The sequence below is a fragment of the Chryseobacterium luquanense genome (assembly GCF_026460945.1).
Classification (GTDB): domain Bacteria; phylum Bacteroidota; class Bacteroidia; order Flavobacteriales; family Weeksellaceae; genus Chryseobacterium; species Chryseobacterium luquanense.
The window spans coordinates 39,080-60,281 of the sequence record NZ_JAOVZV010000020.1 but is presented as its reverse complement, the minus strand read 5'-3'; the positions used below and the strand labels follow the sequence as shown (position 1 = coordinate 60,281).

Annotated in this window: 18 protein-coding genes and 1 tRNA gene; 8 read left to right on the top strand and 11 right to left on the bottom strand. The window is 34.8% G+C overall.

Annotated features, from left to right (window positions below):
* Together OEA66_RS16955 and OEA66_RS16950 are read right to left on the bottom strand one after the other, a co-directional pair.
* Entirely contained in the window at positions 1 to 2,856 is a 2,856-nt protein-coding gene (locus OEA66_RS16955; RefSeq protein WP_267282499.1) for a glycoside hydrolase family 2 protein, read from the bottom strand.
* Positions 2,853 to 4,232 (bottom strand): rhamnogalacturonidase, encoded by a 1,380-nt coding sequence (locus OEA66_RS16950; protein ID WP_267282498.1) that lies wholly within the window; start codon positions 4,230 to 4,232, stop codon positions 2,853 to 2,855. Before OEA66_RS16950 ends, OEA66_RS16955 begins: the two co-directional genes overlap by 4 nt.
* Positions 4,233 to 4,836: 604 nt before the next feature.
* On the opposite strand from OEA66_RS16950, the gene OEA66_RS16945 reads away from it, so the two are divergent.
* Both OEA66_RS16945 and OEA66_RS16940 read left to right on the top strand, forming a co-directional pair.
* Entirely contained in the window at positions 4,837 to 5,073 is a 237-nt protein-coding gene (locus tag OEA66_RS16945; RefSeq protein ID WP_267282497.1) for a GNAT family N-acetyltransferase, read from the top strand.
* Positions 5,074 to 5,292: 219 nt separating this feature from the next.
* A complete protein-coding gene (locus OEA66_RS16940) occupies positions 5,293 to 5,556 on the top strand; it encodes a GNAT family N-acetyltransferase (protein WP_267282496.1) in 264 nt (87 codons plus the stop codon).
* 15 nt (positions 5,557 to 5,571) lie between these two features.
* On the opposite strand, the gene OEA66_RS16935 is transcribed toward OEA66_RS16940, so the two are convergent.
* Positions 5,572 to 6,138, bottom strand: coding sequence for a Crp/Fnr family transcriptional regulator (locus OEA66_RS16935; protein ID WP_267282495.1), 567 nt, complete (start codon positions 6,136 to 6,138; stop codon positions 5,572 to 5,574).
* 132 nt (positions 6,139 to 6,270) lie between these two features.
* Here OEA66_RS16935 and OEA66_RS16930 point away from each other — a divergent pair, with 132 nt between their 5' ends.
* On the top strand, positions 6,271 to 6,897 hold the full coding sequence (locus tag OEA66_RS16930; protein WP_267282494.1) for a chloramphenicol acetyltransferase: 627 nt from the start codon (positions 6,271 to 6,273) through the stop codon (positions 6,895 to 6,897).
* 63 nt (positions 6,898 to 6,960) lie between these two features.
* On the opposite strand, the gene OEA66_RS16925 is transcribed toward OEA66_RS16930, so the two are convergent.
* The 4 genes from OEA66_RS16925 to OEA66_RS16910 form a co-directional block, all read right to left on the bottom strand.
* A tRNA-Arg gene (locus OEA66_RS16925) sits at positions 6,961 to 7,034 on the bottom strand.
* A 75-nt stretch (positions 7,035 to 7,109) separates the two neighbouring features.
* Positions 7,110 to 8,879 carry a porin family protein gene (locus OEA66_RS16920; RefSeq protein WP_267282493.1) on the bottom strand — a complete coding sequence of 590 codons (1,770 nt, stop codon included), beginning with the start codon at positions 8,877 to 8,879 and terminating at the stop codon, positions 7,110 to 7,112.
* A 32-nt stretch (positions 8,880 to 8,911) separates the two neighbouring features.
* A complete protein-coding gene (locus tag OEA66_RS16915; RefSeq protein WP_267282492.1) occupies positions 8,912 to 9,397 on the bottom strand; it encodes a hypothetical protein in 486 nt (161 codons plus the stop codon).
* Positions 9,398 to 9,405: 8 nt separating this feature from the next.
* A complete protein-coding gene (locus tag OEA66_RS16910) occupies positions 9,406 to 12,369 on the bottom strand; it encodes a tetratricopeptide repeat protein (RefSeq protein ID WP_267282491.1) in 2,964 nt (987 codons plus the stop codon).
* Between the two features lie 253 nt (positions 12,370 to 12,622).
* Between OEA66_RS16910 and OEA66_RS16905 the strand changes: the two genes are divergently transcribed.
* The 4 genes from OEA66_RS16905 (at position 12,623) to OEA66_RS16890 (ending at position 15,895) form a co-directional block, all read left to right on the top strand.
* On the top strand, positions 12,623 to 14,296 hold the full coding sequence (locus OEA66_RS16905; protein ID WP_267282490.1) for an APC family permease: 1,674 nt from the start codon (positions 12,623 to 12,625) through the stop codon (positions 14,294 to 14,296).
* 2 nt (positions 14,297 to 14,298) lie between these two features.
* On the top strand, positions 14,299 to 14,910 hold the full coding sequence (locus OEA66_RS16900; protein WP_267282489.1) for a hypothetical protein: 612 nt from the start codon (positions 14,299 to 14,301) through the stop codon (positions 14,908 to 14,910).
* Between the two features lie 288 nt (positions 14,911 to 15,198).
* A complete protein-coding gene (locus tag OEA66_RS16895) occupies positions 15,199 to 15,522 on the top strand; it encodes an Mpo1-like protein (RefSeq protein WP_267282488.1) in 324 nt (107 codons plus the stop codon).
* 22 nt (positions 15,523 to 15,544) lie between these two features.
* Positions 15,545 to 15,895: a DUF4377 domain-containing protein gene (locus OEA66_RS16890; RefSeq protein ID WP_267282487.1), complete on the top strand. Its 351-nt coding sequence runs from the start codon at positions 15,545 to 15,547 to the stop codon at positions 15,893 to 15,895.
* Positions 15,896 to 15,936: 41 nt separating this feature from the next.
* Here the strand turns inward: OEA66_RS16890 and OEA66_RS16885 are convergent, their stop codons facing one another.
* Positions 15,937 to 16,878: an SPFH domain-containing protein gene (locus OEA66_RS16885; protein ID WP_267282486.1), complete on the bottom strand. Its 942-nt coding sequence runs from the start codon at positions 16,876 to 16,878 to the stop codon at positions 15,937 to 15,939.
* Between the two features lie 72 nt (positions 16,879 to 16,950).
* Complete coding sequence (locus OEA66_RS16880; protein ID WP_267282561.1) at positions 16,951 to 18,306, bottom strand: deoxyguanosinetriphosphate triphosphohydrolase; 1,356 nt, start codon at positions 18,304 to 18,306, stop codon at positions 16,951 to 16,953.
* 70 nt (positions 18,307 to 18,376) lie between these two features.
* On the opposite strand from OEA66_RS16880, the gene OEA66_RS16875 reads away from it, so the two are divergent.
* Positions 18,377 to 19,108, top strand: coding sequence for a DNA-formamidopyrimidine glycosylase family protein (locus tag OEA66_RS16875; RefSeq protein ID WP_267282485.1), 732 nt, complete (start codon positions 18,377 to 18,379; stop codon positions 19,106 to 19,108).
* 199 nt (positions 19,109 to 19,307) lie between these two features.
* Here the strand turns inward: OEA66_RS16875 and OEA66_RS16870 are convergent, their stop codons facing one another.
* Together OEA66_RS16870 and OEA66_RS16865 are read right to left on the bottom strand one after the other, a co-directional pair.
* Positions 19,308 to 20,033, bottom strand: coding sequence for a LytR/AlgR family response regulator transcription factor (locus OEA66_RS16870; protein WP_267282484.1), 726 nt, complete (start codon positions 20,031 to 20,033; stop codon positions 19,308 to 19,310).
* Positions 20,030 to 21,094, bottom strand: a complete 1,065-nt coding sequence (locus OEA66_RS16865; RefSeq protein WP_267282483.1) for a sensor histidine kinase — start codon at positions 21,092 to 21,094, stop codon at positions 20,030 to 20,032. Before OEA66_RS16865 ends, OEA66_RS16870 begins: the two co-directional genes overlap by 4 nt.
* Between the last annotated feature and the right edge of the window lie 108 nt (positions 21,095 to 21,202).

Genomic DNA, 21,202 nt, shown 5'->3' with positions numbered 1-21,202 from the left:
TTAATCTGTTAAAATATTTTCTTTCGGCATTGTAAACTGTTTATTTTCATCGCCCAAATCCGGCAGGCCAAAATAGAAATACAAAGTTCTTTTAAAAGTTCCATTCAAATGGTTCGGTTCACTTTCAGGGCCTAAAGTCGAAGTGTCATTATTGATATTAAACGCCAAAGCGGTTCCTAAGGGAGGAATTGAATCGAGGAAGGAAATATTTCCGGTCGGCAGTTTCGGATACCCTTCAGCTCCGTAAATTCCGTAAAAATCAAAGAGTCTGACGAACATTTTTTCTTCTTTCGTTCCAACCGTGATTTTTCCTTCTGCAGTATTCAACTGCAACCAAGAAATATCGTCGAAATAGCCTTTAAATTCAGGATAAATCCAAGGTGAAAAACCTGTTCTGGTTGAGTTTTTCAGGTTTTGCCAAACATTGTAAGTCTGTCCCTGAGTTCTGTTTTTCCAAACGTGATACGGACCTTTGCCTAGCCATTTTGCGCTGATGACATAATTTTCGGGATAGTCAAAACTCACACCCGCAAACTGATAATCTCCGGCAAGCGAATATTCATAATTTAATTCTAAAATTCCATTCGGATTCAGTTTCCAAACGGCTTTTTTCCCGTCTTTGTAGGAAATCTGAATGACTTGATTTTGTCCTTCTGCAAAAGATTTTATGGAAGACAATTCCGTTTTTCCATTCACGAAAACAGGTCCGTTCCGGAAGGTCATTTTTTTGCCTTTTTTATCTAAAATAACAGACTTTAATAATCCATCTTTCTTTCCAAATGAAACTTCTTTTTCGTCTGATTTTAAAACAAATAAGGAATCATTTTCGATAAATGAAACTGGAAATTCTTTGATTAAAGATTTCGAAAACTGTTTTGAAATTTCATCGTTCGATATAATTTTCCAAGTCCAGATATAAATTTCTTTTCCAAAAGAATCTGTTGCAGTCAGACTTAAAGCTTCATTTTCTTTCCAATTCGCAGGAAGATTTAAATTAATACTTCCTTTTTCAGTCGGTTTAATATTCGGAGATTCTGCATTTCCATATTGAACAACATTAAATCCAGATTCAGAAGAAAAAGGCGTTTTGAATTTGGCCAGTTTCCATTCAAACTGACATTCATTTAAATTCGTAAAATGATACCGGTTTTCAACAGGAATTGTTCCATTAAAATCCTCCGGCAACATTTTCAAATCAATTTTTAACGGACTGTAAATTTCCCGAATCGCGTAAAAACTTCCTTCTTTTTCACGATGCGGACCCACCACTCCATCCGGAGCGTTGATTGCGTTCACATCGAGTTGATTATTAAAATCGGTTCGTACCAAACCTTCGTCCGCAAACGCCCAGAGAAAACCGCCCGCACCTTTTTTGGAATTCCAGTGAAGTTCCCAGTAATCGGCCAGAGAAGTTCCGCCACCGCCGTCATCCTGTGCGTGCAGAAACTCGGTCGGCATATAAATATTTTCTCCTTCGAGAATTTTTTTGGTGCAGTAATAATCTTCGTAATGGTTGCAGTCGATTCCGTTGAAAGCGTTTCCAGGCTTGTGATGCGCGTGAATAACGGGACGGTTGGACAGGTCATATTTTGCATATTCTGCATCCAAATCAAAATTATGTCCACCCTCGTTTCCGTTGCTCCAAAAAATAATGGAAGGATGACTAGAATCTCTCGTAACCATTTCTCTCACGAGCTTTTTGCCAACTTCTGTGCTGTATTTTTTTTGCCAGCCAGCCAATTCATCCAAAACATACAAACCCAAAGAATCACAAATTTGAAGAAAGGATTTATTCGGCGGATAATGAGCACAGCGGACGGCATTCATATTCATTTCCTTGATGAGCTGAACGTCCATCAAATCGATGTTTTTGTTGACCGCTCTTCCGCTTTCAGGCCACCAAACGTGACGGTTGATGCCTTTCATTTTGATTTTGGTTCCGTTAACGTAAATGCCGTCACCATTGCGGATTTCAATCGTTCGGAAACCAAATTTTTCTTCAGTTTGGAAGATATTTTTTCTGTTTTTATTTAAACTGAATTTTGCCTTGTATAAATTGGGCGTTTCGGCCGTCCAGAGTTTTGGATTTTTAACGGAGAATTGAATCTGTTTTAAACTATCGCCTTTTTGAACGGCCACCTGAGATTCACCAACTAAATTATTTTTAGCATCAAAAATTTCAACCTTTACATTGTTGACAAAATTGATTCCTTTTAAATGTATATTCGAACGGAAAGTTCCGTCTGCTTTGGCATCGATTGACGTTGATGAAATATATTCTCTAGGATTGGCTTCTAAATAAACCGGACGGAAAATTCCGCCTAAAACCCAATAATCCGCCAACCGTTCTGCATTATTCACTGACTTATCAGCAGACATTTTGGAAACTTTGACTTCCAGAATGTTTTCTTTTCCAAAAATTAACTTATCAGAAATATCATATTTAAATTCGTAAAAAGCGCCTTGGTGAATTTCTCCAGCCAGTTTTCCGTTGATTTTCACCTCGGTGTCGGTCATCGAACCTTCGAAAACGATGTTCACTGATTTTCCTTTCCAGGAATTGGGAACTTGAAATTTGTGTTTGTACAGACCTACTTCATCATTGAATTTAAAATTCTTGCCGTAGGTCACGTAATCTCGTCCGTAATTATACGAGCCAAATCCCTGCTGTTCCCATTGTGACGGAACCTGAATTTTATCCCAGCTTCCGGATTTTCTGCCGCCTGTTATCCAAAAATCCCATTCTTTTGTATGCTCAGAATCTGTCCCACTCAGGAATTGGATTTCCTTAGATTGAGAATGCAGAAACTGTGAGCAAAAGCATAAAAGAACGAATATTTTGGAATGAAAACTCATTTAGCAGAAATATCGGAATCGTCTTTTTTGTCGTAAGATTGCGTGAGAGAAGCGACTTGCGTCACATTCATATTTTTTTGATTTAAATTCTGAATGTGATTCAGATTTTGCATTTCAGGTTTCAGAGCTTTGATTTTGAAATTTTCAAATGTGAAATCTTTTAAATCAAACAAATCAGATTTTTCAACAGAGAATGCCGTTTCACAACTGATATCGATATTTTTGATGGTAATATTATTCGCCAAACCTTTCCTCGGTCTTTCTTCACCTTTTAAATCAAAAAACTGGTTCCAGCCTTTTACATAAAGAAATGTTTTTACATTTCCTGTAATGTTTTCAACCGTAAGATATTCGTAGTGCTGAGGCGTGTCCGGACGCATTTTTAAATGTAATAATCTCGATGCATCGTTCACTTCAGAATTTCGCAGAATCACATTGTAATTGTGAATCGACTCACTTCCGCAAGTCAAAACGCTGTGGCAAAATCCGAAGCTGTTGTCTTCGATTAGAATATTTCTGTTTTCGCCATTGTTTGGGTCTTTATCGGACTTAGGACCTTTCCCTCCTTTCAAAGCGATGGCGTCATCATTGACTGACATATAGCAGTTTTTAATGAGGAAGTTGGTACACGCATCGATGTCAACCGCGTCTGTACTTGGAGCTTTCACCGGTTCTTTCGGAGCGAGAATCGTCAGATTTAACAGTTTAACGAAATCACTTTTGTAATAATGTGTACTCCAGAAAGGTGAATTTTTAATGGTAATTCCTTCCACCTGCACATTCTTTGAATTTGAAACGTAGATAATTCTAGGTCTCATTTCATCCATATTGGTACATTTTGGATTCCACTCGCGTCTTTTCCAGAAAGATTTCCAGAAGCGAAGTCCGTTTCCGTCCAAAGTTCCTTTACCAGAAATCGTGAAACCGTCCAATCCATCAGCATTAATTAAAGCCGGAAAATATTTTACCGTCTGACCTTCCATTCTCGTGGTGACAACCGGAAAGTCGTTGATATCGTCGCTTCCTTTTAATTTCGCGCCACTTTCCAAATGCAAATGTGTCCCCTGTTTGAAGAAAACCGAACTGATAAGAAATGTTCCTTTTGGTATGATGATTACTCCGCCTCCATTTTTCGCTGCCAAATCAATCACAGCCTGAAGTTCTTTGGTCTGAAGAATTGTACTGTCGTTCTTCACGCCGTTGGCTGTCAAGATGTATTTTTTGCCTAATTTATTGATGTCTGTGGTTTTGTTTTCTTTAAACCATTTGTCGATTTTGGTATTGTCTGGCCATTTGTCTTGACTTTTTAATCCATTCGAACATAATGCGACAATCACGAGAGACCAAATGAATTTGGATGTATTTTGAAATTTCATAATGTATTTATATTGCTGTATAACCTGATTTTTATGAATATCTATTTGCAAAACACAAAAATCAGTAAAATAACTTTTAATTTGGCTGTCCTTAGTTTATTATAATGCTAATTTTTAATGCAAAGTTCGCAAAGATTTTTTACAACTAAATGCTTTAAAGTTCGCAAAGGTTTATAATCAGCAAAGAGCACAATGGCTTTTTATTTATACATAGATTAAGGACAGTCAAAAAAAATTATTCTTTCATTTCATTTTCATAAAAATATACATTTTGTGTACTTACAGCATCCTGCTCTTTCATGTGGGAAGTTTTAAAATGATTTTGATTTTAATAAAGCTTTCAAATTCAACGAATTTTTATCAGATTTACCTTTCTTGTATTAAATGAAGTTGAAAATTAATAATCATGAAAGTAATATAAGTAAGGCAAAATCCCGAATAAAGAAAAAGCAATTAATTTTTTTCAAAAAAGATGGTCTGAAATTTCACCCAATTATTTATGAAGATTGTATAGCAAATAGTATTGATGCAGAACAATCTTTACCTCAGTGGTATTTATTAGAAAAAGATGAAGAAATTTTAGGCTTCGCAGGATTAATTACCAATGATTTTATCAGTAGAATGGCTTTATGCTCTATTCTTCAATGAAGATCACAGAGGAAATAATTACAGTGAACTTTTGATCAATAAAGCTAAAGAAGATACAAAAGATTCAGGATTTAAGTATCTGAATTTATGTACCGATCACATCGGATTTTATGAACAAAATGGTTTCAAGTATATCGGACAAGGCTATCATCCTTGGGAAGAAGAATCCAGAATTTATCAGATTGAACTTTAAATATTTCTTACGCTTATTGAATACCGAAACATTTTACCTTCTAAAAGTAAAGAGTATCGAAAAATACGTTTGGAAAGTTTAAAAGATTTTCCGGAAGCTTTTTCTGCAACTTATCAGGAAACTTGAATGTAGAAAAATTCATTTTGAAGATTATATTGAAAAACAGACAGGCAATAAATTTGTACAGGGTGTTTTTGTAAATCGTGAACTGATCGGAATATGCACTTTCTAAAAAGAAATGACAACATCGGAAACATTTACCAAATGTATATTCAAAAGGTTTTTAAGGGAAAAAATATTGGGTTGAATTTTGTTCAGGAAACCATAAAAGAAGCTACGAAACGATATCACGATTTAAAGATTTTCCTTGAAGTATCTGTTGATGATTTACAAGCTAAACATTTTTATTTAAAAGCCGGCTTTGAGCAAGTTCAGCAAATTGAAGGCTTAAGTGATATTTTAATGAAGTATAGCGGTTTATAAATATTAATCTTAAAATTACTCCGCCAAATTCTTTAAGCTTCTATTTAAACTTCTCACAGAAATTCCCAAGTACGCCGCCGAATCTTCTTTGGAAAGTTGAATATCCTGTTTTGACTGAAGCTCTAAAAGTTTTTGCAAACTGTGCTCAACTGTGTATAACTGTTGAAAAGATGCGCGCTTTGAAGTATTTACAATTCGCTCTGCAAAAGCATCGACGAGCAAAGCATTGAGTTCTAAATTATTTTTTAAAAGTTCGCGAAAGTAAGGAACCGACAACGCATACGCTGAAACATCGGTCATCGCTTCGATATTGCATAAACAGGGAATATTTCTGATGCATTCGATCTCACCAAGGATTTCGCCTTTTCCTAAAAATTCCAGAATAAATTCTTTATCGTTTTCTTCACTGAAATAGCATTTCACAATCCCCTCTTTCATCAGCATGACTTTGGATGATTTGTCATTTTGCGTGAACAGCTTTTGTCCTTTTGTGAACTGTTTCAAAATCACATCTTCTTTTCGCTCCTGCTTTTCGTAAAGTTTTGTAATAAAATCTAAAAACGTCTGGTTTGTGCGTAACATATGCTTATTCGGGACAAATGTCCTTTCGGGATTTTTTATATAGGTTGAAATTTGCGGCAGAAAAATAAACAATACTGCTGAGAAATAAAATTAGTAATTCTCATCAATTTTTAATATAAAATTTAATAAAATATGAAACAACTTATTAAGCTGGATGACTGGAAAAGGAAAGAACATTTTCTCTTTTTTTCAAAATTTGAAGAAACTTTTTTTGGGGTAACCATTACTATTGACTGTACTTTCGCATATCAACAAGCGAAGGCAAAAGGAAACTCATTTTTCCTTTATTATCTGTACAGATCTTTAAAAGCTGCCAATACAATAGAAAACTTCCGTTATAGAATTATTAATAACGAAGTCTATCTGTTTGATCAAATCAATGCTTCTGCAACCATCAACAGACCCGATGAAACATTTGGTTTTTCTTATATGGATTATGATAAAAATGAAGAATTATTTTACCAAAATGCAAAAGAAGAAATTACAAGAGTACAGCAATCTAAAGGCTTGATTACTGCAGGTTCGGGAGAAAATGTCATTCATTTTTCGGCTGTTCCGTGGCTTGATTTCACTTCACTTTCTCATGCAAGAAATTTTACATTTCCGGACAGCTGTCCCAAAATTTCATTTGGCAAAATCACTGAAAATAGTGGTAAAAAATTAATGTCTGTCTCTATTCATGGACATCACGGATTGATGGATGGTTTTCATATCGGATTGTTTGCTGAAAAGTTTCAGGAACTTATGAATGAGGTTTAGTTATCAAAAAATTACGTTTAAAAATACAAAAAAACGTCTACAAATGTAAACGCTTTTTATTTGTGACCGCGAAGGGATTCGAACCCCCAACCCTCAGAGCCGAAATCTGATATTCTATCCAGTTGAACTACGCAGCCATTTTTATAAATAATGAGTAATCAATGATAAGTAATGCAAATATTGCTTATTACCAATTACTCATTACCCATATTTTAGAAAGTAATCTTCACACCTCCCACAACCTGCGCACCAAGAACTTTGTAGCCTTTGTACGTTTGGTATTTTGAGCTCAGAAGATTGTTTCCGAGTGCGAAAATACTGAAATTTTTGTGAATTTTATACTCTGCAGACAAGTTTAAATCTGCATACCCACCAACTTTATCATTCGTATCTTCTGTAGACTGGAAAATAACCGACGGACTTCCCACGCCTTCAAGCATATACGAGTTTGTCGTTCTGTCTGTTGCGAAGATTCCTTTGAAGCCTAATGACAGTTTTTTTTCAAACATGGTATATTTTGCACCGATGCTTCCAGTCACTAAAGGAACGTTGTAAATATTGTCATAATTCTTTAAATCATACTTTAAAAATCTAACATCAGCATCAACAATTAGGTTTTCAAGCGGGAAATACTGTAAACTACCTTTGATGTCGCTTACATTTCCATCATCGTAAACGGCAGAAAATGTATTGGCAAAATCATAACCCGGACGGTCTAAAGTAAATGTATTGTCGAACAAATTATTTCCCTGGAAGAACATAATGTTTCTCATTTTTCCGAATCCTGCAGAAACATCATACTTAAAAGTTTCATCAATATCACCTCTTAAACCTGCGTAAAAATGATACTGTGTCTCGGTTGGTCTCAACATCTGGTCTGAAACCAGGAACGGGTTTGTCTGCAACAATTCGCTGTACGTATTCAGTTTTAAACCACCATCTACCCCACCGTAGAATTTAAATTCTTTAGCAGCAGCCACCTGAAACTCAGCCTGTGGAAACCAATACGTTTTGTTATTTTTTAATTCGTCGGCTAAAATTAAATTAGAGTTTCTTGCATTTAAAAATGAAAAAGAAGAACCCAACATCAAATACGATTCACCTTTTGCAAAAGTTACTTTCGGAGCAATATCTGCGTTGAAGAATGTTGAAGAGTTTTTATTTAATAAAGCAAAATCTGTTTTCACTGTTTCCAAACCTAAACCTAAATCAGCATTCAAAACAATTCCACTTTTTCCTAGCTCTACAGCATGTTTCGAAAGATTGGCCAAGATGGAAGCCTGATTTTCTTTTGCATCAAAATGATCGCTTAAAAATGAAGATTTTACTCTTACATCATTTAAAATTTCGTTTGAATAAAAATCATAATAACCGTTGACTTTAAACTGGTTTACTTTCTGCTTCAAATCTACATTCGCAGAAGGCGTCAGGGCATAAATTCCGTAATAGTTGTAATTATCTAAACCATACTCAGCATTCACATTGATTTTTCCTTTTTCTCCATAAGAATTTAAGAAAGCTCCCAAAGTTGCTGAACTCTGATTAGAATCCCAATCGTAAACTTTCTTCAAACCGTTGGTAGAAAGCACATGAACGTCCGCTCCCACTTCGATTTTGTTCTCGAGTGTTTTAGAAATATTGGCATCCGCTAAAATCTTTCCGTAATTCCCCATTCCGAACTGGAAATAGTTATTCTGAGCCGTTCCGTCAAACTTCGGAGCAACATCTTCACCCTGAATGGTCGAAGTCTTAAAATCTGAAACCGCAGGAACATCTGTAATATTATACTTCACAGGATTGGCTGATTTCTCTTCCGGCGGATAATTTTTTACCGTTTCTACTGAGGTTTTCTTCTTCTCAATTTTCTTTACTTCCGGTTCTCTTTTCTTGTTAAGAATCAGTTTTTCCTCTTTAATCTGAGAAAACGCCACCGACGAAATTCCTAGGAATAATATAGATAATATTTGAATTTTCTTGTTCATACTTTCTTTGTTTGAAAAATATAAAACGGGGATTATTTATTCAGGGTAAGATGATTACCCAATAAAGCTTTCCCGGCTTGTTTGTTATAAGTTTTGCCCAGTCTGAATATATTAAACAGCCAAAGGCTTTGATAAACTTTTAATTTGTACTGATGATTTTTCTTGATATTGTGTTCTGTTAAATTGTAATCATACGAAATGTCATAAGGAAAACCTGAAGGCAAAAGTCCGAATGTTATCATACTTCCTATCATTGCGTTTCCGCATGATGGAGTGTAAGTTTTCATAGGTAGCAATTCAAGTTTTGCAACGTTTGTACTGTCTTCAACGATTTCGTAGATATTTGAATGTTTTAAAATTTCATATTCCTCTTTCAAATCTTTATTCACAACAAAAACGTTCTGCTTTGGAAAATCAGCTTTTACGTTTCTGTATTCTTTCGCAACACTGTATGAAGGGATACAGCTGCAAAACGAAGCAGATGAGATTAAAGAATATATTAAAACTTTAAACTTCATTGATTTAACTACTTTTTAATCTGTTTTTTAACCTCCTTCGCTTCTGCTACAATTTCAGGGAAATCTGCATAGTTTGAAATGATCTGATCGCAAGTGTAACTCGCCTGATAATTATCTTTCAGACCAATATAATTTTTCGCCATCAAAACCAGAGCTTTTGCACCCCAGTAATCTTCTGATGCATAATTATTCGCCAGTTTAAAAATGGTTTCATTAGAAGATTTAAATGCTTTTCCTTTGTTCTGATAGAATGCTTTTGCGTAAAGAGCTTCTGCCGCAACTTCAGTGTTCGAAGACTTTTCAAGTGAAGTATAAGCGGTCTGTGCATCTTTATCTTTTCCTGAATTCATCAGACTTCTCGCCTTAATTACTTTTGCAGTTTCGATAACCGCCGCAGAGTTTTTATTATTGGCAATAACAGCATTTGCTAATTTTTCAGCTTCAGAAAAATTCTTTTCTTCGGCATACATTTTCATCAACTCAACATTCGCATAATTTCTAACGTTGATATTGGATGAATTTTTAATATTTTCTAAATATTTTTTAGCCTCAGCAGTATTTCCTTGGGCTATATAAATTTGAGAAACTCTCGTTGCTGCGTCATCCTGATAATCATTCTGAATATTGGCAATTTCCTGAAGAACCAATAATGCTTTTGTTGGATTATTTGTCTGATAATAACTTTCTCCCAGCTCATATTTAGCCTGATAAAGACCTTCTCCGGTTGGATTTTGCGTTAAATATTTCTCGTAATAAGAGATTGCGTTTTTGTAATCTTTCTTCGTGAAGTATTGTTTCCCGGTTGATAAATTGATTTCGTCAATTTCAGAAGCGTCGATATTAACTCCTACATTTCTTGCAAAATCAGCATATCCTGAAACATCACCGTTTTTCGTAAAAATAGGTTTTGCAGCCTGAACAATCTTCTGTGCGTAAGCCGTATTTTTATATTGCTCACCAAGAGATTTTAATTCAGATAGCGCCTTATCGTTTTGATTCTGGTCGATGTAATTCTGCGCTCTGTAAATGGATGCATTTGCGATCAAGTCTTTATCGGAAGAAGATTTAATGACCTTTCCGAAGAAATCATTGGAGTTGATAAAGTCATCCTGAGCCGCATAAGCCACACCAATTTCATATTGTGCATCGTCAATATATTCAGATCCCGGATATTTGGAAATTAATGATTTTAAATTGGTAATTTTCGCAACGTTATCGTTTTTAAATCCTAAAGCCAACGCTTTTTGGTACAACGTATAGTCGGTAGCGTCTTCGTTTTTATCGTAAATCGCAATTGCCTGATCAAGATCGTTGTTAGCGTAATTGATATCTGCTAAACGAAGCTCAGCATCATTTTTAAATTCAGGTTTCGGATTTTTTAAATATTGTGTAAAATACTGTTCTGCCTGATCGAATTTTTTAGATTTAAAATAAGCATACCCCAAATCGTAAGGCAGCTGCTGTTTTTCAGGAAAAGTTTCGTTGGTCAGTTTTTCGTAACGGGCAATCGCAGAAGGATAATTTCCTTTCTGATAATACACCTGTCCCAACCAATACAATGCTCTGCTATTGAATTCTTTATTTAAATCAAATTCTAAACTTCTGAGAAAGTATTTTTCTGCTTCGTCGAAATTACCTTTGTTGAATTCCTCAGTTCCCAATAAATAAGAAACTTCCTGATCTACCTTATCGGTTTCAGGAGTAGAGTTTGGCAATTTATCAATCGCATTCAACGTCTCTTTAAAGTTCCCGGAGTACAGATAAGATTTCACCAAAAGCGATCTCATTTCTGCATTTTTAGCACCGCTTGGGTTTGCAGCAATATAATTTTGAATCACCGTCGTCGGACTTTCAAATGGGTTTCCGATGTCGTAACCTAATTTTGCGTACTGTTCGTGAGCCAGCTGTTTCACACTCGCATCGTAATCCATCTGATAAGACGAACGAAAGGCTGAAAGTGCTTCCTGCTTTTTATCAACCGCTAAATACGCATTTCCTAGCTGATAATATGCATTCTGAGCCAGCGCTGAATTACTGTTAATCAATTGGTTGTAATAAGAAACCGCTTCATCATATTTTTTAAGCTGAGCCGCCACAAATCCCATTTCATACAAATCATTTTCTGATGGGTTTTGCTGTACGCTCAGATAATCTTTCAAATGAGGATACGCCGACTCATAATCATTCTTCATGAAATAAGATTCACCAATGATTTTATGAACTTCCGCTTTGTAAGACGCAGAAATATCTTCGTTCAACAAAGCATTTCCTTCCGAAATTGCTTTATCGTAATCTTTATCGTTGTAATGCATCTGCACATAATACGGACGCACCAATTTTGAAAATTTCGGCTGATCTTTTATAGAATCAAAATACTGAAACGCCTGATCATTCTGCTTGCTTGAATAATACAAATGTCCCAACATGTACGCAATATCACCCATCTGAGATTCATCTGCCGTTTTGTGAGCTTCTTCCAGTGCATCAATTGCCCCTTTAGAATCGCCCATCATAAATTTAGCATACCCCAATTTCAGAATATACTGTGTATTTTCCTCTTTAGTCAGTTGGTATTGATTAACCTTTTTTAAAGTTTTTAAAGCTTCCTTAAAATCTTTTTTAGCCAGATAATAATCTGCCAAAGGTAAATTGGCCTGAGCAAAATATGCAGAGTTCGGATATTCTTTCATAAAAGCCGTCAATCCTTCTTCCGCATGATTTTTCTGCAGAATTACTCCTATCACATTATCAAAAAATTGGGCAGCTTCTTTTCTCGACTGCTCCAGATTCTGATTGTAGAAATACTGACGTGCATATTCGTATTGAGAAGCGTTGTATATTTTGGTCTGATAAAGATTCTGAGCAAGATTAAACCTGTAGTTTTCCTTTTGGGTAAAGTATTGAGACTGTTGAGCTTCGGAAACCCCGAAATAGAAAACAGCAGCCGCTAAAAGTATTTTTTTTGATTTCATTAACATCAAATTTTAAAATGGAAAGGCCTTCAAAAATGAGACCAAATATTTTAATTTTAAGATAAGATTTTATCCACAAATTATCAACGAAAATATCGAAAAGATATTGTATAAACAAGCCTTTTAACATATTGTTAGTATGTGGATTATTTTTTAATACTAATTAACTTTTCAACAAGAAATATTAAGAAAATCTTAATTATTTATCAGAAATAATTACATTTGTTTTTTTCAACTTTTATATAACTATTAAATGAATCAACTTTTCAGAAGGAAAAACTATTCAGCAACAGATACTTCCACCAATCTTTTGCGGGTTTTAGGAACTTGGGATATCGTTTTTTTTGGAATTGCCGCCATCATCGGAGCCGGAAGTTTCAGCAGTTTGGGTGAAGCCGTTTTCAGAGGCGGCCCCGGTGTTATCCTACTCTATCTGATTTGTGGTTTTGCCTGTGGGTTTACCGCTTTATGCTATGCAGAATTTGCGAGCAGAATTCCTACCGCAGGTTCGGCTTACACGTATGCTTACGCCAGTTTTGGTGAATTAATAGCCTGGGTAATTGGCTGGGCGTTGATTATGGAATATTCTTTCGGAAATATTTACGTTGCTTTTTCCTGGTCAGATTATTTCACAAGTTTCATAGAGCGCCTCGGAATGCACATCCCTGATTATCTCACTTGCAGTTATACCGAAGCGAAAAAAGCATTTCAAAACGGATCTGAAAATAAAGAACTCATCAACGCATGGACGTCAGCTCCACTACTAGGAAGTCTAAAATTGATCGTTGATATTCCGGCATTGGTAATTAACGGATTGATTACGTGGCTGTGTTACCGTGGAGTGAAAGAAAGTAAAAACTTCAACAATTCTTTAGTAATATTAAAACTTGCAGTAATCGTTTTGGTGATCTTGGTTGGTTTTTCATACATCAATACCGACAATTGGACGCCGGTAAGCATAGAAACCGGAACCCGATCATTTATGCCCAATGGTTTTGCCGGAGTAATGAGTGCGGTTTCAGGAGTTTTCTTTGCATATATAGGCTTTGATGCATTAAGTGTACTTTCAGAAGAAACAAAAGACCCACAAAAAACATTACCAAAAGGAATGATTATTTCTCTCGCTTTGTGTACCGTTATTTACATCTGTCTGACTTTGGTTTTAACCGGAATGGTCGACTACAGAAAATTTGACGGCGTTGGAGATCCTTTATCATTCATATTTGAAAAAACAAATGCCAATGTTGCCTGGATGGAACTGACAGTTTCATTTGTCGCAATTGTAGCAATTACCACAGTTTTATTGGTATTTCAGATGGGACAACCGAGAATCTGGTATGCGATGAGCCGTGATGGTTTGATGCCGAGAAAATTCCAGACTGTTCATCCAAAATATAAAACCCCTTCGTTCGCAACGATAGTTACGGGTATTGTGGTTGGAGTTCCGATTCTTTTCACAGATAAAAGTTTCATTTTAGATTTTACAAGCATTGGGACTATTTTCGCTTTCGTTTTGGTTTGTGCGGGAGTTTTAATGCTTCCTGCAAAAGAAAAAATCAAAGGCAGATTTCATCTTCCCTATATTAATGGAAAAATTATTTTCCCAATAATTTTCATCGGAGCTTTGGTAGGATTCCATTATTTCCAGCCTGATTTTTTTGATCATTTATTGGAATGGAATGATCCTAAAAACGGTGAATTCAGAGCTTCAATTTTCTTTTTTATCTTGATTAATTTAGGACTTTGCATTTTGACCTTTATCAAAAATTTATCTTTGATTCCATTGATCGGTTTAAGCTCTTGTCTTTATTTATTGACAGGCATGAGCCACGAAAACTGGTTCTACTTCGGAATATGGTTTGCCGTAGGTTTGGTGATTTATTTCTGTTATGGATACCAGAACAGCAAACTGAGAAACGTAAATTAAAGATGAAATATCTTTTCTGTCTGCTATGTTTAATCATGATTGGATGCAGCAAATCTAAAGTTGAGCCGGGTAATGATGTAACTTCAGAAAATTCAGAATTAAAGAAAATTCCTTACAAAGAATTTTTAGTTTCGATTAATAAAAAGACTGCAAAAGAAAAGAAAAATTATCTGTTTCAATTTATCAACTATGATGTTCCCAATTATTGGTTGGGTACGCCTTGGTCATTCAACGGAACATCAAGAGAACCTCAGAAAAGTACCATCGCCTGCGGTTATTTTGTCACCAATACGCTGACTGACTTTGGTTTCGATATCAACAGAACGTATCTGGCGCAACAAGCTTCTTCCGTGATGATTAAAAAGCTTTGCAAAGACATCAAATATTTTAGCAATAGACAAGATTTAGAAAAGTATATTTTAAGTAAAGATAAAAACCAAGTATATATTGTCGGTCTTGACTTTCATACAGGATTTATCACGAGAGAAAATAAAGACACTTATTTTATTCATTCGAGTTACATCAAAAACAAAGGTGTGGTAAAGGAATCAACCCAAACTTCACAGGCACTGAATGCTTCCAAAACATTTATGATTGGAACTTTAAATTATTGATATAATAATCCAATCCTTGTTTTTCGAAAATAAGTGGAACCGATTTGTATATCTTAATTTGAAAACCTTATTAGCTAACCCTTTGTTTAGCTTTGCGTTTAATTATCGCAATGAAAGACAAAGTTTTTGACAATCTGCATTTTGTATAGGAAAAAACAAAGGCATTTCATTTAAGAAAGTAATACAATATTTGAATAAATCATCTAAACAAAAGACAGTATTATATTAAAATAAATAATTGGCGAAATAATTGCTAAGGTTCATCTAAGAACTTTAAAAATTAATGCCATGCCTGAAAGAATCAACACATACCAAGAGTTCTATGAGTTTTATCTCGATGAACACAAGAAATTAGGAACAAGAATTTTTCACTTTCTTGGAATTCTGTTTGTTTTTCTCGTCATCGGTTTTGTCATCTACACCGGAAAAGAAAGATTTCTTTGGTATATTCCGATTGTTGGATATGGTTTTGCGTGGCTCAGTCATGCTTTTATTGAAAGAAATAAACCCGCAACCTTTAAATATCCGCTTTGGTCGTTGCTTTCGGATTTTAAATTATTCTTTGAACTGTTGATTGGCAGGCAGAAATTCAGAACGCAAGAAAAAGCTTAACTTTTACCCTTAAATATTTGTTATGAAAAATATTCTAAAATCTCTATCCATCATTCTTCCGATGGCATCAATGCTCGTAATGACGCAATGCAAACCGATGCCCAATTCAGGATCATCAGGAACTGAAAAAACCTTTATCATTGCCTCGCAAACTGTCGACTGCACCGGAGTGGCACCGATGAAATGCCTTCAGGTTAAAGAAAAAGAATCTGATAGCTGGGGAAATTTCTACAGCAACATCGAAGGATTCACCTACGAACCCGGATTTGAATATGTTTTAAAAGTAAAAACAGAAAAACTTACCAATGTTCCGGCAGATGCCTCATCCATAAAATACACTTTGGTGCAACAGGTTTCTAAAACCAAGAAATAAAAAAAACCTCTCAGTATAAATTTGCTGAGAGGTTTTTTATTTTAGTGTCCAGATTGTCCAAAATCTTTCGGTGGCTTGGGATAATTGGCAGTGCTTAATTCATCCATTTTCTGTGTTGCCGCCATGGAAACAACAAGATCATTCAACATAGAACTTGCTGCTGTTGGCGAATTTGGAAGTAAAACTAAATTACTTCTATTATTGGCTCCAATCGACTGTAAAGTATCATAATGCTGTGTAACCACGATCAATGCAGAAGCTTCCTGCGCATTGATGTTAGCTGCATTCAGCATTTTTACAGATTCTTCAAGACCTTTTGCAATCTCTCTTCTTTGATCTGCAATACCTTGTCCCTGAAGTTTTTTAGATTCTGCTTCAGCTTTTGCAACTGCAACAATTCGTATTCTTTGTGCTTCAGATTCGTATTCTGCGGCAGTTTTTTCACGTTCTGCAGCGTTGATTCTATTCATTGCGTGTTTTACCTGCTCATCCGGATCAATATCCGTTACCAAAGCCTTGATAATATCGTAACCATAACTTTGCATTGCTTCCTGCAATTCACTTTTTACAGCTACTGCAATATCATCTTTTCTTACGAAAACATCATCTAATTTTGTTTTTGGAACTTCTGCACGCACAACATCAAAAACGTAAGAGGTAATCTGATTTTCAGGATTTTCCAAACGGTAATATGCATCTTTTACGTTTTCTCTGATCACCTGATACTGAACAGAGACTTTCATTTTAATAAAAACATTATCTAACGTTTTCGTGTCAATAATAACATCCAATTGCTGAATTCTGAGATTCAGACGTTTAGAAATCTGATCTAAAAAAGGAATTTTTAAGTGTAAACCCGCATGGCTTACTTTTAAAAATTTACCTAGTCTTTCCACCACCGCTGCAGATTCCTGCTTAACTGTGAAAAAAGATGCGAATAATGTGATCAGTCCGAAAAAGACCAGAATGCCTAAATAAATCATATTGTATAAGTTTATGAGTGAACTGATAAGATACATCTTTTCAGGCTATAAATCAAATTAAAATGAATAAAATTACATTGTCATTCCGATATCAATTCCTTTGATTTTTCGATAAAGGTCGGTTGCATAATTATCGGTCATTCCCGAAACAAAATCAATCACGCCCAAAGTTTTTTGGTAATCACTTCCCTCTTCGTACACAAACTGTTTCGGAAGAAGTTTTAGAGCTTTCGTATCATAAGATTTTCTCTCTTCTTTAGATTTTAAAATTGATGGAATAAAATGATCAAGCAATTCGTACATTACATTGTAACCAGCATTTTCAATTTCCACAACCGCTCTGTGATTGTAGATTTTTTCGATAGAGAAACTTTCAATATCCTGTAAAGATTTATTTTCAGACTTATAAATATCCAACAGACCGCTTTGTAAATTTCCTTCTAAAATTGTATTGAAATTAGATTTAAAAAGTTGTAAAGATTTATTGATTAAGGCGTTGATTACTTTTGCTCTCAAGTAGGAAATCTGCTCATTTTCATTTCCGATGGAATTCAATTTTGTGTCGACTCTTTTAATATCATCAGTTTCAGATTTTACAAGTTCAAAAAACAAATTTTTACAGTCCGCAGTCGATACAATTCCCAAACGATGTGCATCTTCCATGTCAATAATATTATAACAAATATCATCGGCAGCTTCTACCAGCCAAACGAAAGGATGTCTTTTAAAAATATAGGGTTCATCACTTTCATTAATTAAATTCACTCCTTTTGCAATTTCAAGAAAAGTATCTTTTTCATTCTGGAAAAATCCGAATTTTTTTCTGTGAATAATTCCTTTCTTTTTAGCAATGGCTTCACACGGATATTTTGCAATGCTCGCCAAGGTGGTAAAAGTCAATTGAGCTCCGCCTAAATCTTTTCCCTGTTGTTGATGAGTAAGAACACGAATTGCATTGGCATTTCCTTCAAAATTGACCAAATCTGCCCATTCTTTTTCTGAAAATTTAGACTTTAATTGGTTTTCATTCCGGTCAAAATAACTGGCGATGGCATCTTCTCCCGAATGTCCGAAAGCCGGATTTCCAACATCATGACAGAGGCACGCTGCCGCAATGACATTTCCTAAATTATGCTGATAAAAATTTTTGGATTCTTCCGTGAGATCACTTTTATAAGTTTCTGAAATATATTCTCCGATCACGCTTCCCAAACTTCTTCCCACAGACGAAACTTCAAGTGAATGCGTCAGTCTGTTGTGTACAAAAACACTTCCGGGAAGCGGAAAAACCTGAGTCTTGTTCTGCAGTCTTCTGAATGCCGAGGAAAAAATAATACGGTCAAAATCTCTTTGAAAATCTGTTCTTGAAGCAACAGTATTGGGATTGTTACCGGTGCGCTGACTGGTAAAAATCTGGTTCAAATTCATCATTTTCCAAAATTAATTCAATTTTTACTTTTAAAGGAATAATATTTGAGTTTTTCTTTAAAACAAAGCTATGCCTGAAGGCCCAACTATAATTCTAATGAAAGATGATCTGCAAAAATTTGTTGGTGAAAAAGTAACTGACGTCAATGGAACCGAAATACCCAAAAATTCTAAAATCAACGGCGAAATTTTGCGAGAAATAAAAACATTTGGAAAACAGACGTTTCTGATTTTTGATACCATTATTTTTAAAGTCCATCTGATGATGTTTGGCTCCTACAGTCTGCACAAAAGAAAAGATATCGATACATTACGGTTGGGACTGACTTTCAAGGATGAAGGAATGTATTTTTACACCTGCGTCGTTAAAGTCGTCGATGAAAGTTTTCTCTCAAAAATAAACTGGGAAGCTGACATCATGAGCAAAAAGTGGAGTGATGAAAAAGCGATTGAAAAAATGCATCAGCATCCTGAAATGATGATCTGCGATGCGCTGATGAATCAGGATATTTTTGCTGGAGTCGGAAACATTATTAAAAACGAAGCGCTGTTTCGTGCAGGAATTCATCCGCAGTCTTCAATTAAAAACCTCAGTGAATCAAAACTTAAAAAAATCATTAAAGAAACCATAGATTATGGCTTTGAGTTTCTCAAATATAAACGGACAGATACTTTGAGCAAAACATTTCACGTTTATCACAGGAATAAATGTCCCAAATGTGGTGAAGAAATCATTAAGAAAGAAACCGGAAAGAGCAAACGCATGAGTTTTTTCTGTGAAACTGATCAGAAATTATATTGAGAAACCCGTTGTGCATTTTAAATTTTTGTACTTCTAAAATAAGTGAAACGGCTTCGTTGACTTTCATTTCAGTATTTTAAATAAATTCCTTGTTTATCGTTGCGCTTTTTTTATCGCTGAGAAGGACTAAGTTTTTAAAATACATTTATTTTTTTTTAGACAAATAATGGCATTTCATTTAGTAAAGAAACACAATTATTTAAACATCCAGATTCAGCAAACCTCCTGAATAGGCCGTAAAAAATGCAGACCTGTACACTTCGCCCAAAGGAATTTCAGATTCATCAATGTAAATATTGTGATTATCAAAAGAATCAATACAATTTAAATTAACCACAAAAGACTTGCTCACTCTGCAAAAAATTTCTGCCGGAAGTTTCTGATGAATGGTTTTGAGATTCATTGCGGTAATCAGTTTTTGAGTTTTTGTGTGAATGACCACATAATCTTTTAAACCTTCTATAAATTTAATCTCATCAAAATTTAGTTTATAAAATCTTCTGTCTGCTTTGATGAACAGAAATTCCCTGGTGTTTGATTCAACTGTATTTTTTGTAGTCTCCTGCGAAAGTAATTGGTGATAAAGAACAGCTTTTTGGATTGCTTTTTCAAGACGGGGCTTTTCAATTGGCTTTAATAAATAATCGATGGCATCGAGCTCGTAACTTTTTAAAGCGTACTGAGAATAAGCAGTCGTGAAGATAATCAGGCAATCTTTTGGAAGCATTTTGGCAAATTCTAAACCGGTCACCAAAGGCATTTCTATATCCAAGAAAATAAGATCTACAACATTCGTTTTTAAAAATTCTAAAGCTGCAGGAGCATTTGAAAATGATCCCAAAATATTAATTTTTGAAACTTCAAGAATCAGTGACTGCATTTCTGCTCTTGCCAATGGCTCATCATCTACGATTATACTGTTCATACAGGAAGGGTTAGATTGACGATATATTCATTTTTTGTGGAGTTAATATCCAGCGTAAAAGTGTTTTGATAAAGCAGCTCCAATCTTCTTTTGATGTTTGCCAACCCGAGTCCGCTGTAATTGGACTCAGGAATCGGGAAGTCAGAATTTTGAGAATTCCGACATTCAAAATGAAGATTTTTATCTTTAATTTCAATATTCACTATCACATAAGATTCTTTTCCGCTGATATCCACACTGTGTTTCACTGCATTTTCTACAAATGTGGTAAACAAGTTGGGCGGAATAAATGTAGAATTTAAAACCCTCTTATCATTCGGACTTTCAATGTTGACGTCAAAATTTTCTCTTCTTATTTTTTCAAGATTCAGGAAATTTGACAAAAAATCGATTTCTGAAGTCAGCATTGTTTTTTCTTCATTATTTTCATAAAGTTGATATCGCAGAAATTCAGACAATTTCATAATAACGGTGGTTGCTTTTTCGGGGTCTGTTCTTATCAAAGCTTTTACATTATTCAGCATATTAAAAAGAAAATGTGGATTAATCTGATTCCGAAGCTCGTTAAGTTCCATGTTTAAAGTAAGGCTGTTCAGTTCAACGATTCTGATACTGTCTCTCATCCATTTCTGAAGCAATTTCATCGTGGTTGTTACTAAAATAATAGATATACACATCATTAAGCCTTCATATACTCCACCTCTCTTTTCATTATATTCATCAATTTGATATTCAGCAAAAAAACTCATGACGTATGAAATTACATGAAGTCCCAAAAATCCCATTGTTATTAATAAAACAACATAAAGAATATAATAAGTTCTGAAAAAAAATTTTGGAACCAAAAGATACATATTGATATAGGCCATCATCAGTAATGAAATGTATACAATGATCAGAATATAATACTGAACTGATGCTGTATAAAACCTCCAAAATCGGGCAAAATAAAGTAAAACAAAAAAGAAAACCATAAAGGAAAGATGCCTGACTAATCTGAAACGATCTTCTACCAGAAAATCGATGACGATGTTATTACTTATTTCCTTTGATAGTTTCATAGAATCATTTTTACTTTTTCTTAAGGATTGACAAAAATAATTAATAACGGCTTTAAACTGCCTATTATTATACGAACCCTGCACTTTATTATACTAAATTTTAATATG